The organism is Leptothoe sp. EHU-05/26/07-4 (assembly GCF_043421015.1).
Classification (GTDB): domain Bacteria; phylum Cyanobacteriota; class Cyanobacteriia; order Phormidesmidales; family Phormidesmidaceae; genus Leptothoe; species Leptothoe turfae.
Window position 1 is genome coordinate 235,862 of record NZ_JAXSQV010000002.1, and the last position, 21,791, is coordinate 257,652.

Genomic DNA, 21,791 nt, shown 5'->3' on the forward strand with positions numbered 1-21,791 from the left:
ATATGGCTAGAAAGAGAGCTACCGGCTCCACCACTTCCACACCTGAGGAAGAAGTTGTTTCTACTCCGCTAACAGAGGAAATAGGAGCACCCGAGCCTAGCAGTTCATCTGGGGAAAAAGAAAATAAAGCTTCTATCCCTACTCCCAAGGTCTCTGCTCCGCCCCCTCCGTCACCACCACCATCTGAAGTTCAACTTCGGCCTGCGGAGTTCAAGCGCGAAGGACGAACAATGGTCTGCACAGTTTGCGGGACGGAGGCTCGGCAGAATCTTGACCAAGAACTCTTCTGTCCCAATGCTCACAATCATCCGCCCCTAGCTACCTCGGAGGCTGCTTAACCCATGACAGCACAGAATGTTTACGTTCCTCAACGCCATGTCACGGACAATCTTGGCGGTTGTGCCCGAGACATCTACGACTTCTCCATTCACGGTGGTGCGATCGGGACTATCACGATGCCCTTGACGACCCCGGATAACGCGATCATTACCGAGTGCATTGTCGATGTTTTGACTGACCCAACATCAACAGGCTCGGCCACGATCGCTCTCGGCCTAAACACCACCACTGATCTTCTCGCAGCCACAGCGATCGCATCGGTCACTGGGATCGTCGTGGCCAAAGAGCAAGCTGCAGCATTCAAACTCACCGCAGAGCGCAATCTCCAACTCACTATCGCTACGGCAGCTCTCACTGCAGGAAAGCTGGCAGTTTATCTCAAATGGGCTGGTGCCTACGACGACATCACTTCCCGATAACCTTTCTTTTTCTTCTTCGCTATCTCCCCCTCCTTTTTAATGGCCATTCTCAGCATCCAGGACTTAGCTACTTACGCACCAGAGTTGGATCTCGACCCTGGTGTGGCTCAAGGTGCAATCTTACAAGCTGAGATGTTGGCACAGGGTCCTCAAGGGTCCCAACGCCCTCTTTCTAAACAACCCTTCGTTGAGACTCCACGGGTTGGTGGAAATGGCATTGCTCGATTGACTCGTTGGCCGATCGATCCAGACGCTGATTTCACGGTCGAAACTCGTTATTACGCCACTAACCGGATTGCCTACTCCCACTCCAATGACTGGGTGGCCATCGAAGAATCTGAATACACGCGGGATCTAGAACTTGGTGAAGTCTCGATCCATGGTCTCATCGGGCATGCTGAGAACACCTTTTCCACTTTGGCGGGTAGGGGGCTTAATCATCCCGGTATCGGTGGCTATCGCAGTCGAAGTGCTGTGGCCACACGTCAAGCGTATCAACCCCAGGTGAGGGTTGCTTATACTGCGGGTTTTGATTTCCAGGCTGATCCGCTCTCGGAAGACGCCCTCCAGATAAAGACAGCGGTAGCAGCAATCCTTTCACTTCAGCAATCTCCTTTGGCTTCAGGACTCAGACAAGAAACTCTAACAGATTTTAAGTCTGTCACCTACGGGTCGGATACAGCCCAACTCACGACTACCCGTCAAGGTTCCACGTTGATGTCAGACTACTTGGCCATCATGCGGCAATATCGTGCCAGGGAGTACGCCTCATGATTACGATTAAGCCTCCTGCTAACGCCACACTCACCTTCCAACAGATTGGGCAAGGAACCACCACGGACACGGCCACCGGAAATGTTGTGGCTGTGACGACTCCTATTGAGATTGCTGCTTCCCTCACCGAAACTGGGAATCGAGCCAATCAACAAGAACAGCTCGGTCCCAATACAACCGGTCGACAGATGCGGGGGTACCTCCTTGAGACTCCTCCTGGAGATCCTCCTTATGAGGGTCGCACTCCCTGCACTATTAATGGCCAGTCAGGTACGTTTCACTTCACTGAGCGAAACACCCCCTATCGAGCCCAAATTGTTGCGGAGATTGGCGTCCCTATTCAAGGCTCTTTCCAGACTGAAGGAGGTGGTCGCTGATGGCACGTTGGGACAATTGGCATCCACCAACGATCGAGAAGCCTGTCGCGAAGTTCGAATGGGGGGTTCCCTATGCTGCTTTGGTTCATGAAGGGGCTGAAGGGGGAGGGATAATTTATCCTGGTCGCCCCTGGACAGATTATGCGATCGCACAGACAGACTTTGAACGGGTTTTCACAATAGCTTTCGAGGCCACCCAGAGCCTCCAGGTTGCTTTTCAATCCATAGTGGATGCTTTCGAGGGAGCCTGTTATGAGGCCATGTCAGCCCCCGTCTGGTATTGGCCGACGATGACTCGTCGATACAACGGTGAAGTCGTGCCTCCTGGCGCTCGGGATATTCGCGATTTAGATACTCTTTATCGCTCACTCACTATCGAGTATCAGGAGGGATTTACTTATGCTTAATCCTATTACGGCAAGAGATTCGCTTCTTAATCTTCAAAAATATCTGGCCCAGCTTTTGGCAGAGGACCTCGGTACATTTTCCTCCACTGGTACCCCTGCGATCTGGGTTGAACCTCCTTTTCTGGCCGAGCGACAGACCATTTCAGGTGTCGCTTGTATCATCGCTCGCCATGAACAAAATCTTTCTCAATCGCCAATTTATTCGGTTCCACAGTCGTCTCAAAGATTCGATTGGAAAGTTGTGATCCGCGCTTATGACCGGTCGGCAGAGGGGCTCGTTCCCTACGACCGTGCGATCGCAAAAATGCGTCAGGCCTTCTCTCAATTTAGAGAGATCATGCTTGAAACATCCGAGAATGTACTGCCGCAGGTTCGATATCTGTTGGCGTCATCTCGCATCGTGAACTTAATCCATCAGTACTCGTGAGGTGATAGCGAACAATGCCAAGCGTTATCGATTATCCAACAAAAAAGAGAACATCCGTTTTAACCACACTGCGGTTTCAACTCCTGATTCCAGGTAGTCGTGTCCCAACCACCTACGCCATCACGGCTGAAGCTGCTCAGGCTCCTGTTACTGACATTTCCATTGACTCTGGGTCACCTGTCACAGCAGGGGATACAGCTATCACTTTATCTGCACCTATTACGCTTCCCAATCACGCCAAGATTGCATTTGCGAACGGCGTAAATGCCCGTTTAACCTCTGCAGCGGCGGCTACTGCCACCTTAGCTGTTGCACCCATTAAAGACCCGCTTACAGGAGAGCCGACAGGAGGTGGAACGGCTATTCCCGCTTCTACCCCCGGAGTCTATAACCACGGTACTTTGAACGCGGGTGATGAGTACCTGTCGGTCGAGCCGATACCTAAAGCGCTATTTCCTGGAGAAGAATTATTCTTCGGTCCTTCGGGGGCTAACACCAAGGTGACAGTGGCCACCTATGCTCCAGCTGGGGCTACTGTCCTGGAGTGTCTCCCTCTTCCTGCCACCATTAGCGATGGTGATTCTGCTTCCACTTTTGCCACTATTTCGATCGCAGGGGCAACTGATGCTTCTCCCACATCCCAGCCGAAGATCGTAGACGCGACGACGTTTGCGGATGGAGCAGGCTATTCCGGTTTGACAACAGGCACCAACCGAACGTTGAATTTCACGTTTCAAGACGTGGAAGGAGACCCCGGTGCGAGCATCTTAAAACAGATGCTCTACATCGACAGAAACTTTGACCGAGAAATCTACGCGATCTTAAAACGTAATGCGGGTTTCAAGATTCAACCAGAGACTTACGAGGGTGCGTGCATCATGACTCAGGGGGACCAAAGCTCTGCTGTGCAGGACATCATCACTCTCACTGCGAACCTTCAATTCCAAGGTGGTTCCTTCAAGTACACTCCAACGGATGGTGATTACAACATGATCACTGAAGAGTATACGCCACCTGGCCTGGCGGTGTAGTGAGGTATGGATTCACCCGTTCATTATGAGGTGTTACGGTTCGGCTCTCTTATTTTCTTAGTGAACTGTGTCGTAACACCTCAAGAGATTCAAGCAGGATTTGGTTTTTTTGAAGCTAACATTCCGCTTGATTATCCACTTCGAAAGGAAGACAACCAAACAAAAGTAGCCCATGTGTTTACCCCTGAAGAAGCTAAGAACTCTCACCATCCTGTCGTTTTAGGGGATTTTGATTCTCCGATAATTTTGAAGCGCATTTCCTGACTCTTATCTGGCCAACCAATCAACCTTTCTAGACCATGCAAAAACTCCTCCCCTTTGTTAATAAGCCGCTTGAAGAGATTGAGGTCGTCGGCAGCGAACGTACTGGCCAACTTCATTTAGTCAGTCTTAAAGGTGTAACTCCTAATGAGAATCCTGCTGATTTTCAAGAACAGCAGAAGAAACAGCAGAAATTTCTGTTAAGACTCAGTCAGCGCATTAAGCAGCTTGCTAAGGAGCAAAGCGTCCCTATTAAAGAAATGCGCAAGAAAGTTATGGGGGCAATGGGTCCTAATTCAGACCCATTAGCAGCTTACGGGGTTTTTGTTTGTGCTTATGATGAGTACAATGCACTAGAGTTTTCCACAGAACCCGGCATTATTTACTTCCTAAAGATTGCCGATAGTTGGGTCATACGAGTACATCCTGACAACGGGAGTAGTTGGAAAACATATCCCGTTCATCAGAACTTGAATTTACCTGCGTACATAGCAATTCAAGAATATCTGAATGAGCAATTCAATAAGCTCAGCCAATGGCCTGTAACTCAGAATCTGTCGAGTGACCAAATCAATAAGCTTAAATTTTTAGTTAATCGTTTGCAGCTAGACATTCTCACTCAAGAGAGTGATGAGAATGAGTTGTTTGACTATCTAGATGAACAAACAGCTGAACTTTTATTCAATCTCCAAGAGGATAAAGCACGAGTCGAGATCCGCGCAGCAACCTTCATGCTGAAGTACCGGGTTGTTTATCCCGTGGTTGCATTGTCTAACTCGGTTGCAGGCTCAAGGCGCATAAATATTCAACCGCCTCAAGCACCCATTGAGAAAAATGTGTCTGTACGATTTGGACCTCACCAGTATGCAGAAACGACTGAACTCTTAGTTCCTGGGCTTAATCAAACGGACACCCTTCATGTTGACGAACTCCCCTTCGAAATTAAAGATGGCGATGTTGGTTTCATCTGCCAACCCGGTTCTAGGAATCTAAAAATTGGTTTTCCTGACTGGTCAGAAGAAGACACCCGAGATAGCATTCCTGAAGAATTAATCGCGCTTCTATTCCAGTTTTATCAGAAAGAAGCAGGCATCGTTGCGGACTTGGACACTGATGATGCTGAGGACTCGACAGGCACCCCCGAAGATGAGGGAAACTTATTGAGTCCCTCGAACGAGCCATCTCAGACCCTCCCATCAATTGGGGAGACATCTACTACCGACTCCAGTGGCTTGGAGTCAGAGACGAGCGATTCAACCACCAAAATTTTGGAGACCAGCCAAGTTGGCTAATCTTTCAAACACTAGAGTTTTTTGAGAAAGCCCATCGGCAGGAGGTAAATTATCGAGCGAGGACTGAAGCTATAGGGTGGGCCGGACTCTTTAATGGATTCAAAGGTGAGAATGCTGAACCTATTGATCCTGCAAACTTAATCCCCTTTCCTGAGAGAAGTGATGAAGATGAGCAGAAGCGTGTTCTCACTGTCAAGACGGCTAAGATTTTGGCGAAGGTTTTGGATGGGCGACGAATGCCTCCTAGGGCCAGACACTATGTAGAACATCTAGAGGAAATAACAAAATGGCGGAAGCGAAAGCAGTAAAAGTGATTTTTGGTGAGGGGTATGCCGGTAATATCCGAGTGATGATCGGGCCAGAAGAAATTCCTAATATTCGATCGGTGAAGCTTCCTGAAGTAAAGCCAGGAGAATTGCCTGAAATTGAAATTAAGATGCTCGCCCCCAAGCTAACAGTCGAAGATAAAACCCAAGATAGTGTGGTGGAAATGGAAGAGGTCGATCTCGATCTTAAGCCTGAAGCATCTGAAGTGAAAGTCGTTGATGTCCGTTCTACGCCCCCTGACGTGGTTAAGCGCTCTTCTTCTAGGAAGTCTGCGAAGTAGAGAGAGGGATCGGGGAGTATGAGTACAAGGATTAAAGGATAAGAATATCAGATAATTTAGCGGTTGGTCAGAAACCTTGTAGGCGATCGCTTGCAAGGTTTTTTCCTTCAGCAGCGAGGGGTAAGAAGAGGACAAACTAGGGGAGAGAAGAGTAGTGTCCACTACGATTGGCAGTCTAATAGCAGAGTTGGGGATCGACGACAGCAAGTTCAAGGCCAACTTGAAGATGGCCCAGGCTGAAGGAATCAAGGCTGCCCGTGAAGTGGAGAAGGCGTTTGGGAAGTCTCTTTCTAGGGGGGACTTAAGATTGACGCCTGAGGTGGACGACCGGCAACTGACATCTCTCAACGCACACCTCACTTTGAAAGAAAAACATTTCGGAAAAGCCCGAAATGACATGAAGCGTGATCCTCTTAAACCTTCAGTTGATTTAGAACAGCTAGATCAACTAGAAGCTAAATTAACTAATATCACTCAATTACAAAAAGCCGCTCAAAATCAAGTAATTCAGGCATCTGTTGAAACTACTGGGAGTGGGAGTAGCGCTCAAATGAGTCAGGCGGTTACTCAATTCTCTGAGTCCACAAAAACATTTGATGCGGCTGTAAAACAAGCAGCAGGGGGCGGGCAAGAGCGGTTATTCTATGACTCTCGATCGGGTCGCTATCGATATGCTGAAGGTCCTAGGGAAGGGCGCATTGTGAGGGATCGAGATTTAGCTCAGTTACGTCCTGCTGATAGCCCCTACGTCCGACAAGGACAACGGCGAGTACAAATTTCAGCAGATAAACGGGATGCCAGAACCTTCCGAGAACTGTTCGCTACGGAAGCTGATGAGCTAGCAGATGTAATCGAAGGGTCCGTTGAAAAAGGTGTTCAAGATGGTATCTACGGAGGTGCTGTTCGTAAAGCTTTCCGAGGATTAGGCTTTCTTTTTGGCAGCGTGGTAGAGGGTGCTTTAGGACAGCTGGGGTCATTTGCGTTCTCCACCATCCTTGAGAAGGGATTTGGCATCGAAGAGACGATAAAAATTGACGCGAGTCAAATCGATGCGGTCACTCAAGCGCTAGTGGGTACAGATGAAAAGGTAGAGTCAATTGTTGCCTCGATCGAAACATCTATTAGTGGGCTGGGTGATAGACTAGCGATTGAGATCGAGGAGGGTGTTCGTAAGGGAATGGAACCCTCTAAATTTGAGAAATTACTTAACTTTGCTACTGGAGGGTTGTTTGGGGCTTTTGGCGACATCATGCAAGGCCTGTACGAAGAGATTGGCGCTGGCTTTGGCGCTGAGATCAGTGCAGGGCTCGTCAGGTCCTTCGAATCTAATTTTGAGGTATCGCTGCAGCAATTTGGTAATAACAAAGGTGAACGGCTATTTCCGTTGCTTAAGGAAGGGTATAGGCGTACTGAAGGGGCACAGATCGCAGTAGAGGATACAGCTAAACTGCTGGGCGATCGTGTTCGATTGGCTGGTTTTAGATTGGGAGACGGGCTAGTTGCCGCGCTGGATGAGCCCCAGCTTAGGAATAAATTAGCTGCTCTGGTCACCGGGATTGATTTTTCCGGTTGGAACGAGGCTATCGAAGACATCGGAGAGCAATTGAGCGATATTGCTACCAACTTTAATGACACGATGTTTGCTGGGATGTCTGAGATCAAGGTTTTGGATGAAGCTATTCGCTCCAATCGACAATTCGGAGTTCAAGAGCGTGCTGTCCCCTTAGCACGAGAGCGAGCACTAGAAATTGTCCAGTCTGGTAAAAGACGTAACACAGCTAATATTGTCGATGAGAATACTCGTGAGTTATTCATTACTACAGGTGGCTACGCTAAAGCTCGGGGGCTTAGTGGTAAACGAATCTCCAGTGATTTGGATAAGCAGGCTAAAGAAGCTGGCCAAGCGGAAGAGCGCAAAGCCATCTGGGTCCGGAATGAAGCAACAGACATTAGAGAGACTGACTCTGCTATAGGCAAACTGTATGAACTCATGAAGTCCTTGAGTAAACCTCATCTTCAAGGGTATTCCCCTGATGCAGTAGAAATGGCTGCCCAGGCCTACGCTGCTTTAATGAAGAATAGTGAGATTACGGTCAAACTTTTGGGTGAAAGCGGTGGCGGGTTTGCCGCAGAAGAAGCTCACGAAATCATGAAACAATTAGGTTTCGGTGATCGAGTGCAGTACATGGGTGTGGGTACGCCAGACTTGATTGGACGGTTAGACCAAACTCGTCAGAACAAGATTATTTCACCAGATGAAATGTTGGGACGAGAAGCGCATATGTATGCGCGTATGGGTTTGGCCAATGTTGACTCTCCTACACAGAATATTCTGGGTGTGAAAGGACACCCCTATGAGCATTATCGCGATGCGAATATTGCCCAATATATGGACTTTACTCAAGGCAATTTACCAGGGGTCGACAAAGAGGGTGCGCAGTCTATTCTTAATGCAGCTAAACAGTTTCAGGCTCAGGATCTTGGACAGTTAGATTCTCGTCAGCTTGAAACATTCGCAGCTCAAGCCATGGCAAATTTGCAAATGGTTCGACGTAACCTAGCTGTTGCTACAGACGATGTCAGAGAAGAGTTGGAAGAAGCTGCTGTTATTTTTAACGACATCTATTTGGACGCTGCACCTGATGATGTCGGAGGCATGGGTAATATGCGAGCAGCCATTGGCCGTGCTAAAGAGATTCGCCAACAGATTTTGGAGAATCCTGGAGCAGAGTCAGTGGTATTGGCTGATCAGGTCTACAAGGAGCTTAAGAAATACAAAAAGGAGTTTGATGAACTGTACAAAAACACCACAGGGACTGTTAGAGCAAAATACGAGAGATTAAGTGGCGAGCTAGATACTCTTTTGCAGGACTTCGGCGCTCCGGATGCTGGGATTCGGCCCAGACAAAAAGTAGAAATGCCTTTGAAAGCTGTACAAGAGCCCGTTTTAGAGCAAGTTCCTCCGACACATGTCGAAGAGTCCCTTAGTGCAATCGCGACCGAAGCCCAGTCCATCGGACGAGAGATAGGTTTAGCGGTTAAAGAAGTTGTCGAAGCTATTGAGCTGAAACCTGTTGAATTAAAACTTCCAGAGCCCCTACAGGCTGGGCAACTCGCTGAGCCCACACAGCTTGTTCGTGAAATGGAGTCCCGTATTCAAGGGGCTCAATCACTTGTCAATGCTGATCCTAATCAGGCTCAAAATATTCTTCAAGGAGTCGTTGATGAGTTTTCAGCGTTGGAGACTCAACTCAGAGATTTACTTAAGCTTGTTCCCTCTGGAGATCGCATGTCTTCAGAGGTGGCAAATCAGTTGACTAACCTGCTATCACGAGTTCAGCGTATTGAGACGGTTCAAGAACGACTCCTGGCTAGTCTGTCTAACACTAATCGTCCACCACCTGGTGATGCACTTAGATCTCTTCGGCAAACATTTACAGATCAGACCAGGTTACTCAATGACGCTCAAACGCCACAAGAACAGCGTGTTGCAGCAGCTAGAGGAATTCTTTCCAGGGGTGCAGGTGTAAAAGATAGGCTCACTGAACTACGAGGTGCTGCCCCCGATTCCGTTAAAAAAGAAATTAGTTCAGCAAAAGGTCAAGTCACACGGGCTCAGAAAGAAGCTGCAAGATTTTTAGAATCTGTTGGGGAAGACGCGAGTCAAGCAGGGGCTGAGCTAGGTGAAGGGTTGGTCACAGGCATTGACCAATCTATGGCCAATGTTGAGGACTCCATTAGAGGTCTGGTAGAAGGGGTAAAAGACGCGACTGAAGAAGGTTTTGAGATTAGTTCGCCTTCAAAGTTGTTCAAACGGTATGGTCGATTCTTACCTCTGGGATTGGTCGAGGGTATTAAATCAGTTGATATTACAGAGTCGGCAAACAATTTAATTTCCCAGCTTGACCCAATTGTCGATAAAGCTAAGCAAACTTATCAGGAACTAAAGGATTCTGGAGAGCTCCGCAACAAAGTACAGGAAGGAACCGTTAATGCCGTTGGGTACGTTGGCGGTGTTGCAGGTGGCGCAATAGGAGGTGTACCCGGATCACTCATTGGTGATTCCGGAGGTGCTCTACTCGCCAGAAAGGTCTCTAATGACCTTTTAGCGGTTTATGATGCGATCGCAGAAGGTAATGCTAAAGGCATTCTCGCAATTCTCAAACGTGCACGGGAAATCAAATTAGAGCCTGAGAATATTGCTGAGGCGAACCGTACTTATAGGGAAGACCTGACTGGTTTCAGTATTGGTAATGTTGTTGGCAACCTGTCGCCCTTGCCTATCCCGCTACAAGGTGCCATGGCTGCAATGTACAGCACCTCCGATATCGTCGACATGATCGATCAGGTGAAAGCGGGTGAGGGCGTACGAGGTGCGTTAAAGCAAGGTGGGAAAAAGTTAGCAACTAAACCAATTGGCGGGATTAAGCAGCTTTTCTCAATGATAGAGAGGGCAGTCTCTTCCGAGGATCTGGAAAGTGTATCAGAAGAAGTAGTAAATGGAATCGCGCAAGGATTAGAAGATACGGGAATAGCCCAGGACCAGGCTCGAAGTCTAGCGCAGGATATCGTTCAAGCTACCAAAGATGAGCTTCAGATCAACTCTCCTTCCGAGGTGTTTGAAGAAATTGCTCGGATGTGCCTAGCAGGCTTCGAAAAAGGTTTATCCGAGTTTAGAGCTAGTAAAGCAGGGAGCGAGGTCGAAGCTCAACTATCTCAGTGGGTGGACCAGTTAAAGCAAACTGCACTTCAAAAAGGAGAAGAATTAGAAGTTGCTGTTAAGGAGCTGGTGGCCAAGGGACAGACAGAAGCAACAGACCTGGTCAGTCAGGCTTCAGTTATGGCTCAGCAGTTTGGCAGCGATGCGTCATCTGTTGGAGCTGAGGAAGCCAGATCGCTGTCAACCAAATTAAAAAATCTGGAATCCGGTGCTTTTAATGCCCCCGGTACAGGAGGAGAGTGGGAAGAAGCTGTTCGACAGCAAGTAGCCAGAGCATCCCAGGTGTTAGACGAACTGGCGGACAATGCTGAAGCTGTAAGTCAAAAACTCAGCCAAGAGCTTCCTGAGAGTGCCGATGCCTTTGAAGAAGTCGCTGAATCAGTAGGACCGCTAGAAGGTGCTCTGAATAGGCTCAAGGGTGTTGGTTTAGCTGCTTTGAAACTGTTCATAGGATTCCAAGCTTTAACATTTTTAAGCGAGTTCATGATGCAGTTTGGAGCAGCATCTCTCACTGCGGCTATCAATTTTGAAAAGCTAACGACCTCTTTATCCTTTGTTCTTGGTTCTGCCGCAGAAGCTTCCGATGCAATTCAGGAACTGCGCGATGAAGCTCAAGATCTAGGTATTGATGCAAACTCTAATATTCAAGGTTTCCAAGAGATTGCTGCTTCAACCAGGGGGACTAGTTTAGAAGGGGTTGCGACGGAGCAGATTGCCACAGCAGCTAGTCAAGCCACGTCAGCATTCCTACTGAACCCTCAGGAAGCTGAACAGGTCACTAGAGCACTTTCCCAAATTTCTAGTAAAGGTGTCGTGTCCACCGAAGAGATCCGCCAACAAATGGGCGAGGTTTTGCCATCGGCGTTCCAAACAGCTGCCCGGTCAATGGGTGTAACAACATCCGAACTCGATAGGATGTTGGCGAGAGGTGAAGTATTAAGTACTGAATTCTTACCTAAATTTGCACAACAGTTATCAGCAGAAACAGCAGCTGGTGTTGCAGGAGCGAGCAAAACAGCCCAGGCGTCTCTCAATCGGCTAACTAATCAGATTGAGGAACTTAAGATTGCATTTGGAGAACAACTTTTACCCGTTCAAAAACTAGGGGCGGATGTTTTAGGGGCTGCACTGAGTCAGCTAGTGGAAATCTTCCCGACCCTTATAAATCTGGTTACTACAGTTGGGGCAGTCTTTGCGGTGAGATTTGCTATATCTGCGGGGTTAGCAGCTAAAGCAGTAAGGGGTTTGACTGTCAATTTTGTGGAGGCTCTAGTCGCTGCAAAGGGACTCACATTTGAAAAAGTAACCACTGGTCTTAAAGGCATGTTTGGCGCGTTAGCAAAAACAACCGCAGCAATGCTCACCTTTGGCCTCCAAATGCTCGCGATTCAAGCCGCTATTGCAGCCGTTCGATTGGCATGGCAATTTTTTGGGGATAGCTCGGGCGATTTGGGCGACTTTGCAGAAGCATCGACTCGCGGGGTAGATAACCTTATTGCCAAACTCCAACAGCTTCAAGAAGAAACAGGGAGAACCAATGAAGCGCTAAATGGAATGGGGAATCGAAGTCAGCGTGATCAGTTGAATTCAGTGAAGGTGCAAGGGTTTGCGGGTGAATTACTCGACAATGATCTTATCCAGCGAATTAGTGATATCAGTGGGCGAGTAAACCCTGTAGACCGACTATCAAGGGTCATTCCTGGTATTGGTGAAGAAGGGATGATGGGGGTTTATCAACGGACATTTGCAGCTGATCAGCTTTCTGATCAATCTGCCAGAATCGCGGAGATGGGGGCTGAACAACAGCGACTTTCTGAGATTGCCGCCAGTTATCTGGATGGGGGTGCCAATGCTGATAGAACCGACGAATACATAAGAGTGCAAGAACAGCTTAAAGCGATTCAGCAACAAGAATCAGCTTTACGCATTCTTGATCCAGCTGATGTTGAAGCACTCGAAAAAGTTACGGCTGCTAAAGATGAGTTACTATCTCGCCAAGGGCCGTTAGTAGAGGAGATCGAGGGTGTTCGAGCCACCATAAATGCACGAATTCAGATCACAAAAAATGCAATGTCAGATCTTGAGGGAAGTCTGACATCAGGGGCTATCTCACCTGAAGAATTTGCTGTAGGCATGGCCGACTATGAGGCTCAGTTAGCGGATGCTGTCGCAGATCAAGAAGCGTTCAATGATGCTCTTGATGGAACAGCTAGTAGATTATCAGAGTTAAATCTCGAATTTGAGATGATAGCCGCACGTATCGCAGATGCGTCTCAAGCAGCGAGTCGTTCAGTCATGGGCGACCGGCAACGACTATTGCAGGCTCAATTAGCCGGTAATGCTAGCTCAGGCCAGGTTGCATTCACAGCTGGACTGATCGATCAGAAACGTCTTAAAGAAGAACTCCGAATACTCGAAAATGAGTTATCCGATATCGAGATTCAATTAGAAGCCCCTGAGATGAAAGGGCTCATCGATAATCTGAGACTGCGCGAGCCGGGGATAGACCAAATGGGGACCAACCAGCTCAATGTGATTCGAGAGCGGTTTGCTGAAAATCCTGAATATCAACAAGCAATTGATCGCTTAGCTGAAGCTCAAAATGTGCGACTTCAGACTGATGAGTTATCGGTGCAAATTGCTGAAGCCAGATTAGAGGCTAATCAACAGATCAAGGATGCGAACAGAGAGATTACTGAGTATTACCGAGAGGTATCCAATCAAGCGAATGAATTGGCCCTACAAACTCGTGAAGTCGCGTCACAAGCTGATTTCGCTGGGATTAAAAATAAGCTCAAAAGCGCCATGACCGGGATGTCCGGGTCGTTTTTTGACGATTGGATCGGCGGATTTATGAATTTCCTGGATTCACTTCAGGAGATTGTTCAAATCCAGATTGACGCGAATCGTCAACGGATGGCCCTAGAGCAGCAACAGATGCAAGCCCAGATGCAGGCTCAGCAGCTGCAACGAGGTTTACCGGGTCAAGTACCTGGGGTAGTTGGCGGTAGCGGAGGGTTCGCATCACCACTTGCTGGCCAGAGTATTCAATCTCTAATTGACTATGCTCCAAGTAAAGAGATAGGACAAGACTTCCATGCGTCTAGAGATGGAGGAAGACGTATCCACCGGGGTATAGATATCGATAGTCGGGCCGGTGGTGGCCTCGGAGCACAAGTGTTAGCGTCCTTAGGTGGAACAGCTCAAGTCATCGATATTGGCGAACAAAGTGGGGATATCGCGAACTCTGTAGGTGTCTGGATCGAATCTCAACTAGGAAATGGCATTCCTATAGAAATTCGCTATAACCATCTCAACCTGGATGATGTTAGGCGTGATTTAGGTGTTGGTATCGGTGGCACTGCCCAAGTAAACGCAGGTCAAGCTTTGGGGACAGTCGTCAACCATCACCTGGACTATAAGGTCCTCGTAAATGGGGAACACGTTGATCCTCAGGAGTTCATGGCTGCAATGGTTAGCGGTGGGGGTATTGCTAGCACGGTGGATGGTAGATCTATCCAAATTGTTGCTAATGCACCTGTACCAACTTCTCCTCAGATGCCAACCTCTACAGTAGCCGGTTCATCCGCTACAGTTGATCAAAACCAAGGTGGTCTTGATCAACAAGCCTTTAATTTCTTCCGTACTAAAGGAGCTAGTGAGCTGGGTGCCGCCATGCTTGTGGGCAACATCCAGCAAGAATCAGGATTTGACCCGTCCGCTGTAGGGGATGATGGTGCTGCTCACGGCATATTCCAATGGCACCCTGATCGCCGTGACGCAAGTTTCCCAGTAAATGATTTTATAGGCCAGTTGGAATATGCCTGGAATGAGTTTGCCGGTCCTAACGGGTCAGCTATTCGTGGGATTGACTTTCAATCTGCGATCGCGAGTAACGATAGAGGAACAGTACAGAATGCTATCGAGGGAGCCATCCGCTGGGGGCATGAGGGTGATAGATGGCAATATGGTGAGCAAGCATTACAGAGATTTGGTGGGTCTCCTGTGCAGCCTGTTGGCGTGAACACAGGGCAATTCAATCAGGCTCAGGGATTGCAGAATCAGAATTTTGCAATGGATATCGACCTAATCGAACGCAGGGCCGCCATTGCAGTAGAGCAGGCCAACCTAGAAGCGAATAACCTATTCAAACAACTGATGGGTACCGCTAATCGCGAAAGCATGGCGGTAGAAGATCGACGTACGGGAATTGATAGAGAGTTACAGGATCGCACTATTCAATCAATCCCCCAAGGTGATTTGCAATCGCGTACACAAGAGGCTGTGGCAACGGCAAGGAGTGCAGCAGATTCGAGTACGCAATATCAGCGAGATATCCAGCAACTCACAGCAGATATAGAATCAGCTAATGAAGCGCTGGCCACCATGGAGCAAGCCCGTGGTGTACTAGCAGGGCAACTTGATACTCCAGGCTTATCCCAGCAACTAGCAAATTACGATGCTCTGATCGAGCGTACCCGCACCCTACGTGATGAGCGTGAGAGCCTCCTGAATGATACGCAAGAAGCGTTTAGCGGGGCACTCGATTTTGAATATGATTCAGCTATGGCGACATTTGAGCGCCAAGCTGAAGATGCCAATATTGCTGCTGGGAACGTTGATCCGATCGAAGCCCAAACCGCTGATTTACGTCGCCAGATTACGGCACTTGAAGACCATATGGAAACGGCGTCTTCAACCTATCGAGAGTCCATAGAGGGGTTGTACCCTGAAGAACAGGTAGATGAACTAGTAGAAGCCTTTAATTTGCCTAATCAAATTAAATTAGATGGTGCTGTTCGTGAAGTTGAGCGACTAGAAGAATCATTGTTGGCTGCACAAGAGGCGGCGCGGGTAGAGATTAGAACAGAGGGTTTAGCTGAACTCACCCGAATTCTCAATCGTTCGGGACAAGGGAATCAAGCTCAAGAACTCAATTTTCAAAATCAACGCGATCAGTTGGATGCTGAAGAGAATAACCGTATATCAGCAATCCGAAACGATGATTCCATAACGCCTGCTGCGCAAGATGAGCGTATAGCTGAAGTCCGCACGTTGTTTGAACGTCGTCGAGAAAATTTAGCCTTCGATCAAGAAATGAATGCAGGTGAGCGCGATCGCACGATGCGCCAGCAATCATTAGGTGCTCGTCAAGGCTTACAGGGGGCGAGACAGCAACGAGCAGATATGTTGGGTTTTGGAGGTGTTGCACCGCTTCGACAAGAGGAAATGAACCTTGCTCTCGAACAACAACAGATTGATTATGAGGCGCAAATAGCCGAGCTGTACGCTACGACTGACGCGGCAGGTCGCACCACAGAAGCTTTCGCTGAGATGGAAGCAGCGATCGAGGCCACCAATCAGCTCTCGATTGAGAATATCAAAACTCAGTTTTCCGAATTGCCAGAACTCATCGGAGCCATTAAACAACCGATGACGGACGCTCTAAGCTCATGGATTCAGGGGACTAAGAGCTTTGATGAGGCTTTCTCAGATATGCTCTCGTCAATCCTGAGCAATCTCATCTCCATGATGGCGAACAAGGCGATCGAAGGTTTGCTAGGCTCTCTCCTTGGTGGTATGGGCGGATCTGGTGGTGGTGAAACAGGAGGTATTGCGGGTACTGGTGGAGGTGGCGGAATACTCGGAATTGTAGGTAGCGTGTTTGGGGGGTTATTTAAGGATGGCGGTAAAGTTGGACGCGATGGTTCGCTAGTACCCAATTTCTCATTAGGTGGACCTTTGCATGGTGGAGACCCAATTAAGGATGCCTTGAAGCGTGAGGGGCCAGGGGCTCGCGTAATCGTCGCAAACGATACCGAGTGGATTTTGAATCGCAAACATCAGGAGATCTTGCGGCAATACGGAGTTAATGAGCAGGTTCTTGGTTTCCGTGATGGTGGCCCTGTTGGTAAGCAGTCGTTCAGTCCTGCAGTTCGGGGGGCGGCAGCAGGTGGTAGCTCGGAAGGCATCACAGTGAATATTCCCATTACGGTGAATGGTTCTGGTGGAGAAGATGATGGGCGAGAACTTGCTCGACGCTTAGCAGATCCGATCAAGGCTTTAGTGGCCTCGGAGGTTTCGAGGATGAGGAAACCTGGTGGGCCATTACGGTCCAGAAAGTAATCTATGCTTGCAGTAAACTAAGACTACAACTAAGCATCCACTTGCACGCAGAATTAGCTAAGATGAGGCCAAATTGCAAAATTACAACCTCTCCCCTCTCCGTTGCCTGACAAAGACTTAACCGAATATTTATTCCAAGGCTCTGGCGGAGGTGGCTGCTTCATTGCCGGTACCCCGGTCTGGACACCTTCTGGCCCAGTTCCGATCGAGACGGTTCGAGAAGACCAACAAGTCTTGGCTTACACATCAGACCACAAGATAGTCCCCTCGCGAGTTCGAGCCACCCATTTCCACCCGAGCCATCAAATACTCACTCTCAAATACTGGGGAGGGCAGCTGGGCACCACCCCTAACCATTGGTTCTACCTCGAAGAGTTCGATGCCTTCGAGTACGCATCGAAACTCTGGATAGATGCCGGGCTCCTCGATCGCAACCTCCGTATCCGCCCCGTGGAGGAGCTCCAGTACGAGGTCAGCCGAGCCGACGTCTACAACCTCCAAGTCGAGCTCCTCCACACCTATCTTGTTGGCCCCCATGGAATCGTCGTCCACAATGGCGGGGGTGGGAAGGGTGGAGGAGGCAACCCGACTGAACAGGATAACGATGGCTTTAGCCGAGCTACCATCAGAATTGTAGAGCTCCTGTCAGAGGGTCCAATCCAAGGTTTTGTAGGAGATCCTCGGGAATCCACTTTTCTCGACGATACACCTGTTCGAAGCAACGGTACCCAGAACTTCACCGGCTATGCAGTAGCTTGGCGAGCAGGTACTCGTGATCAGACGCATCTACCTGGCTATGGAGATGAGGTCGCTAGCGAGACGTCTGTCGGACAAGACGTAACAGTCTCCTTTCCAGTCACACGACAAATAGTTAATCGACAGATTGATGCTGTCCGAATCCGGTTAGCATTTCAACTGCAAGAGTTCCAGGATGATGGAGATATCACCGGAGCTCAGGTGATCGTCCGAATCCGTGTAAAAGAGGGAAATGGCCCGTTTGTACTCAGGCAACAACTCACCTTTAATACTCGTTTCCAAGCGCTAAAAGAATTCGACTATCAATATCCTGTTAACAATCAAGGTGGGGCCGTTGATGAATTTACCATCAGAGTGGAATCTTCTGCTCCAGATGACCCTGATAGTAAGCTTCAGATTATTAGTCGTTTTCAATCCTATACAGAGGTTATCCAGCAGAAGCTTAGCTATCCTCACTCGGCCATCATTGGGCAACAGTTCGCCGCAGAGCAATTTAATTCTGTTCCTTCACGAGCTTACAAAATTGGAGGAATCCGTTGCCGTATCCCTACCAATGCGGTGGTTACTGTAGATGGGGGCCTAAATTTTTCTGGCCCCTGGAACATGCAACTTTATAGACCCAGTCAAGCCACATCGGACCCCGCCTGGCAGCTCCTAGAGCTTCTCACGAATGAGCGATTTGGTGTGGGCCAACGGATCAAATTGGAGCAGGTTTCTCTAGCCAGCTTATACGAGGTTTCTCGCCACAACAACCAATTTGTCCCAGACGGGTTTGGTGGGACTGAACGACGATATCTTTGCAACACCGTCCTCCAGAGCACCGAGGACGCGCACGACCACATTCAACTGTTCCTGAACGCCTGTAACGCTTTCTACTATTGGGGTGGAAGCAAGATCGAGTTTTGGCAAGACCGACCAGCGACTCCTGTTGCCCAAGTTACCAATGCCAACGTGACGGATGGGCAATTCAAGTATGGGAGCACAGATATTCGGTCGAGGAAGAGCGTTTGCAACGTTGTCTGGAATGACCCGGATGACAAATACCAACGGGCGGTAGAGCCAGTTGATAATGTCATCGAGGCCATCGACAAATATGGAATCCGGGACGTAGATTTTACGGCTCCAGGCTGCACAAGTCGAGGGCAAGCGGTGCGAGCAGGGCGCAGGCGTATCTACAGTGACCTTTTTGAGACGGAAACCGTCACTTTCCAGATGGCCGTATTTGGAATTAAATTCCGGCCTGGGGACGTGATCGAAGTGTTCGACTGGAAGAAACCCAATCTCCGGTATGCCGGGCTCGTGCTGAACGGTACTACTAGCCAGATAGGGTTGGATGCTCCCGTGGTATTGCCAGCAGGGGGAATTTACAGGCTTCAGCTCACATTGCCAAGTGGGGACAATCTGGTCCTGGAAGACCGTGCGATCGCCAATGGGCCAGGTTCCCATCAAACCCTGTCGGTGGTTACACCCTTTTCAAGGGCTCCCGTTCCCGGAGCCGTTTGGTCCATCAATGTGGTCTCACCCCAACTGTTCAGAGTGCGAGGAATGAGGGCGGAGTCTGATAATCAAGCTTTGGTGGAAATCGTCGCAGGCACTTACTACGACCAGAAACAGAACCTGGTGGAAAATGGGTTTGCCCTTCAACCTCAAGAGCTGCCGGTGGTCATCCCGGCTGTGGTGAATCCACCAAGAAATGTGGGGCTTTTGGACATCTCAGTGAGCGAGCAGATCGTTCTACTCGGGTCATGGGAGGAGCCGGTAGATGCAGGTGGAAATCGCGACTTATTCGTATCGGCTTACCGCTATCAGTATCGACGAGGGATTACCGGGGTGTGGTCTGACGTGAGCACTGTGACTACAACTTCAGCTAGAATCGAAGGACTAATCGAGGGGATTTATTACCTCAGGGTGGCCACGGTTTATATCAATGGTAAGGTGAGCGGCTGGGTAGAGAGTTCGGCATACATAGTCACATCGGCCAATTACTACTTCAATTTTGTTCGTCCGCGCAGTGCGATCGCACTCTTTTGATTCCGTCTATAGGAGATCCTGAAAGTTCATGGCTGATTTTGATTATCCCGTTGTCGATGGGGATTCCACAGGGAGAAAAATCCGCGCAGAGAATCTGGGAACCGATGACCAGGGGATTCAGATTCTAGGACACAAATTTTGGAATGACACCATCGGTGCGATAGCAGATGTTGCAGCGACTAATGAGAGTGGCTCTTCTACAGTGATTGCCTTGCTGAAAGGGGCACTTCGAGAACTGGTCGCGATTGCTGCGGGCTCAGGCGGAGGAGGCTCTGCAAACTATCTAGAAGGACGGACAGACGACTTAGACCCGGCAGGTCCTGTATCGATCGGAACTGCTGAGACAACTCTGGTAGAGATTGACTGCCGAGGGTATAAGCGACTGGGGATTATCATCGAAAATGCTGGAGGTGTTGCGCTTAACTCCTTTGTCACGAAGGTTCGCTACCATAGCTCTTTCACTTTTCATTTTCCTGAGGTGGCCGGGAGCTATGACACCGGCAGTTCCAATAACACCGGAAATGCCACAGTCTTGATTCGAAAAACTAATGGTACTGCGCCGGAATCCCTGGCAAGTGGGGAATACACTTGGATTCGGCTCAATGTAGAAGCAATTGAGAGCATTGAGTTTACTGCCACAGTGGGGGCCGGGACCACTGATTTGAATGCGTGGTGGATTTTGGAAAATTGAGGGGCTTGTGGCGAGAGCAAAAGAAAGCCCGACTGCTCAGAGCAATCAGGCCGGTTTGCATCACCAAGACTAGGGGAGAGGGGGGCTTTACTCCTGGGAGTTTTCACCTGCGCCAGTGGGCATCAAGCGTTCGAACTTCTCCTCCACAAAATCCTTAAACTGTTTAAGGTCCTCCCCTACAGCATTGGACTCACTCCGTGAAACGCCATCTTGGGCTCCCTGCCGATATGCGAGATATAAATCCTTAAGCTCGCCGTACTGGAACTTGAGCTTCTCATAGGCATCCTCGGCACGTTCAGCTCCGGCAGAAATACCCGAATCAACGGTCTCTAACGTTGCTTCGATGCGTTGGCCAGGGCCACTTCGCAGATATCTCACCACCAAGGTGAGTAAGGCAAGTAGAATTAGGCCATTTTCAGCCAGAAGCAATTCGAGTAGGAAGTCGGTATTTAGCATGGGGGTAGAGGCAGAAGAAAGCAGAGACTCTTATCAAGGATAATGGCATTTTTTCATTCTGGCTATAAGATGTAAAATATTATGTGCACTGAGATTACACTCAAAGTGTTCTGAGATCCATCCTCATCGTTGTCACTTCAAAGGTTCTATGCCTCTCTCATCTGTAGTTGTGACTCCAGCCATTCAACACTCTAACCCGTCCACAATCCCCATCGAAGTAAAGCAGAAGATCGCAGAACACGCTCGGCTATCTCCCGAACAGGAGGTGTGCGGGGTGGTCCTTGTGGATGGCCCTGGCTGGCAAGTTGTCCCTCTCCCCAATCAGCATCCGACCCCTACAACTGACTTTCAGCTTCCCTCTGACACCTTGCCCAAGTATGGTGAGCAACTCCAATTCATATATCACTCTCATTGGGAGGAGTCTTCTCCCGCGCTACTCACACCCGCCGATATCATCAATGCTCGGGCCACAAGAATAGCTTCAATCGTCTACCATACCACGTTCGATCAATGGGATCTTTTCGATCCCATTGGTCTCCACCCCTGGCCTTTGCGCCAAAGACATTTTAATCCTAAGCAGCTCAAATTCTACCTAGGCTGGCCATGGGAGTGGGGCCGGTCGGACTGTCTCACCCTGTTCCGAGCCTACTATCAGGGGATGCTAGGAATTCATATTCAGGACTTTCAGCGAGTGGAAAGTGAGGAGAAATTCCTGGAGCTACTCGATGCAGCCCAATGGAACCAGTATGATGAAGAACTCCCCGCGCAAGGGCTTCACAAGGTCTACGAGGGCACACCACCTGAGAATTTCGAATTCCATCAGCACGATGTGATTTTGATGCAATTGCAGGGAAGAAGGCCTCATCACGTTGGAGTGTTGGTGGACGTGAAAGAGATGCAGCTGTTGCACCATCTTCAGGCTGGGAGATTAAGTGAAGTGGTGCCGTACGGGAGGGGGCGAATGCGGCAAACTCATTCGGTGTGGCGGCACCAGTCACAATAAAAAAACCTTCCTGCTAATCGGAGACGCAGGAAGGAAAGGGGACATATCTCTAAAGCTTGCGTACTTGGAATACA

At 49.0% G+C, this 21,791-nt stretch carries 15 protein-coding genes; 14 read left to right on the forward strand and 1 reads right to left on the reverse strand.

Annotated features, from left to right (window positions below; genetic code table 11):
* Nucleotides 1–2: 2 nt before the first annotated feature.
* The 13 genes from U2F10_RS03000 (at nucleotide 3) to U2F10_RS03060 (ending at nucleotide 20,258) form a co-directional block, all read left to right on the forward strand.
* Nucleotides 3–338, forward strand: coding sequence for a hypothetical protein (locus tag U2F10_RS03000; RefSeq protein ID WP_499870657.1), 336 nt, complete (start codon nucleotides 3–5; stop codon nucleotides 336–338).
* A 3-nt stretch (nucleotides 339–341) separates the two neighbouring features.
* On the forward strand, nucleotides 342–758 hold the full coding sequence (locus U2F10_RS03005; protein ID WP_499870659.1) for a hypothetical protein: 417 nt from the start codon (nucleotides 342–344) through the stop codon (nucleotides 756–758).
* Between the two features lie 39 nt (nucleotides 759–797).
* Nucleotides 798–1,532 carry a hypothetical protein gene (locus tag U2F10_RS03010; RefSeq protein WP_499870661.1) on the forward strand — a complete coding sequence of 245 codons (735 nt, stop codon included), beginning with the start codon at nucleotides 798–800 and terminating at the stop codon, nucleotides 1,530–1,532.
* Nucleotides 1,529–1,909, forward strand: a complete 381-nt coding sequence (locus U2F10_RS03015) for a hypothetical protein (protein WP_499870663.1) — start codon at nucleotides 1,529–1,531, stop codon at nucleotides 1,907–1,909. Before U2F10_RS03010 ends, U2F10_RS03015 begins: the two co-directional genes overlap by 4 nt.
* A complete protein-coding gene (locus tag U2F10_RS03020; protein ID WP_499870665.1) occupies nucleotides 1,909–2,316 on the forward strand; it encodes a hypothetical protein in 408 nt (135 codons plus the stop codon). The genes U2F10_RS03015 and U2F10_RS03020 overlap by 1 nt, the downstream gene beginning before the upstream one ends.
* Complete coding sequence (locus U2F10_RS03025; RefSeq protein ID WP_499870667.1) at nucleotides 2,309–2,743, forward strand: hypothetical protein; 435 nt, start codon at nucleotides 2,309–2,311, stop codon at nucleotides 2,741–2,743. The genes U2F10_RS03020 and U2F10_RS03025 overlap by 8 nt, the downstream gene beginning before the upstream one ends.
* 14 nt (nucleotides 2,744–2,757) lie before the next feature.
* A complete protein-coding gene (locus U2F10_RS03030) occupies nucleotides 2,758–3,774 on the forward strand; it encodes a phage tail tube protein (protein WP_499870669.1) in 1,017 nt (338 codons plus the stop codon).
* A gap of 6 nt (nucleotides 3,775–3,780) precedes the next feature.
* A complete protein-coding gene (locus tag U2F10_RS03035) occupies nucleotides 3,781–4,038 on the forward strand; it encodes a hypothetical protein (RefSeq protein WP_499870671.1) in 258 nt (85 codons plus the stop codon).
* Nucleotides 4,039–4,073: 35 nt separating this feature from the next.
* Nucleotides 4,074–5,327, forward strand: a complete 1,254-nt coding sequence (locus U2F10_RS03040) for a hypothetical protein (protein ID WP_499870673.1) — start codon at nucleotides 4,074–4,076, stop codon at nucleotides 5,325–5,327.
* A gap of 286 nt (nucleotides 5,328–5,613) precedes the next feature.
* Entirely contained in the window at nucleotides 5,614–5,934 is a 321-nt protein-coding gene (locus U2F10_RS03045; protein WP_499870674.1) for a hypothetical protein, read from the forward strand.
* Nucleotides 5,935–6,088: 154 nt separating this feature from the next.
* Nucleotides 6,089–16,780, forward strand: a complete 10,692-nt coding sequence (locus U2F10_RS03050) for a phage tail tip lysozyme (protein WP_499870676.1) — start codon at nucleotides 6,089–6,091, stop codon at nucleotides 16,778–16,780.
* 102 nt (nucleotides 16,781–16,882) lie between these two features.
* The gene (gene gpJ / locus U2F10_RS03055) at nucleotides 16,883–19,567 is read left to right on the forward strand and encodes a TipJ family phage tail tip protein (RefSeq protein ID WP_499870678.1); all 2,685 of its coding nucleotides are present in this window, start codon (nucleotides 16,883–16,885) and stop codon (nucleotides 19,565–19,567) included.
* Nucleotides 19,568–19,595: 28 nt separating this feature from the next.
* A complete protein-coding gene (locus U2F10_RS03060) occupies nucleotides 19,596–20,258 on the forward strand; it encodes a hypothetical protein (protein WP_499870680.1) in 663 nt (220 codons plus the stop codon).
* An 87-nt stretch (nucleotides 20,259–20,345) separates the two neighbouring features.
* On the opposite strand, the gene U2F10_RS03065 is transcribed toward U2F10_RS03060, so the two are convergent.
* Nucleotides 20,346–20,714, reverse strand: a complete 369-nt coding sequence (locus U2F10_RS03065) for a hypothetical protein (RefSeq protein ID WP_499870681.1) — start codon at nucleotides 20,712–20,714, stop codon at nucleotides 20,346–20,348.
* A gap of 148 nt (nucleotides 20,715–20,862) precedes the next feature.
* Between U2F10_RS03065 and U2F10_RS03070 the strand changes: the two genes are divergently transcribed.
* Entirely contained in the window at nucleotides 20,863–21,717 is an 855-nt protein-coding gene (locus tag U2F10_RS03070; protein WP_499870682.1) for a hypothetical protein, read from the forward strand.
* Nucleotides 21,718–21,791: the final 74 nt, after the last annotated feature.

Excerpts from the sequence above, each read along its gene's own strand:
- U2F10_RS03000 (WP_499870657.1), top strand. The coding sequence starts at position 3 with ATGGCTAGAAAGAGAGCTACCGGCTCCACCACTTCCACACCTGAGGAA.
- U2F10_RS03005 (WP_499870659.1), top strand. The coding sequence starts at position 342 with ATGACAGCACAGAATGTTTACGTTCCTCAACGCCATGTCACGGACAAT.
- U2F10_RS03010 (WP_499870661.1), top strand. The coding sequence starts at position 798 with ATGGCCATTCTCAGCATCCAGGACTTAGCTACTTACGCACCAGAGTTG.
- U2F10_RS03015 (WP_499870663.1), top strand. The coding sequence starts at position 1,529 with ATGATTACGATTAAGCCTCCTGCTAACGCCACACTCACCTTCCAACAG.
- U2F10_RS03020 (WP_499870665.1), top strand. The coding sequence starts at position 1,909 with ATGGCACGTTGGGACAATTGGCATCCACCAACGATCGAGAAGCCTGTC.
- U2F10_RS03025 (WP_499870667.1), top strand. The coding sequence starts at position 2,309 with ATGCTTAATCCTATTACGGCAAGAGATTCGCTTCTTAATCTTCAAAAA.
- U2F10_RS03030 (WP_499870669.1), top strand. The coding sequence starts at position 2,758 with ATGCCAAGCGTTATCGATTATCCAACAAAAAAGAGAACATCCGTTTTA.
- U2F10_RS03035 (WP_499870671.1), top strand. The coding sequence starts at position 3,781 with ATGGATTCACCCGTTCATTATGAGGTGTTACGGTTCGGCTCTCTTATT.
- U2F10_RS03040 (WP_499870673.1), top strand. The coding sequence starts at position 4,074 with ATGCAAAAACTCCTCCCCTTTGTTAATAAGCCGCTTGAAGAGATTGAG.
- U2F10_RS03045 (WP_499870674.1), top strand. The coding sequence starts at position 5,614 with ATGGCGGAAGCGAAAGCAGTAAAAGTGATTTTTGGTGAGGGGTATGCC.
- U2F10_RS03060 (WP_499870680.1), top strand. The coding sequence starts at position 19,596 with ATGGCTGATTTTGATTATCCCGTTGTCGATGGGGATTCCACAGGGAGA.
- U2F10_RS03065 (WP_499870681.1), bottom strand. The coding sequence starts at position 20,714 with ATGCTAAATACCGACTTCCTACTCGAATTGCTTCTGGCTGAAAATGGC.
- U2F10_RS03070 (WP_499870682.1), top strand. The coding sequence starts at position 20,863 with ATGCCTCTCTCATCTGTAGTTGTGACTCCAGCCATTCAACACTCTAAC.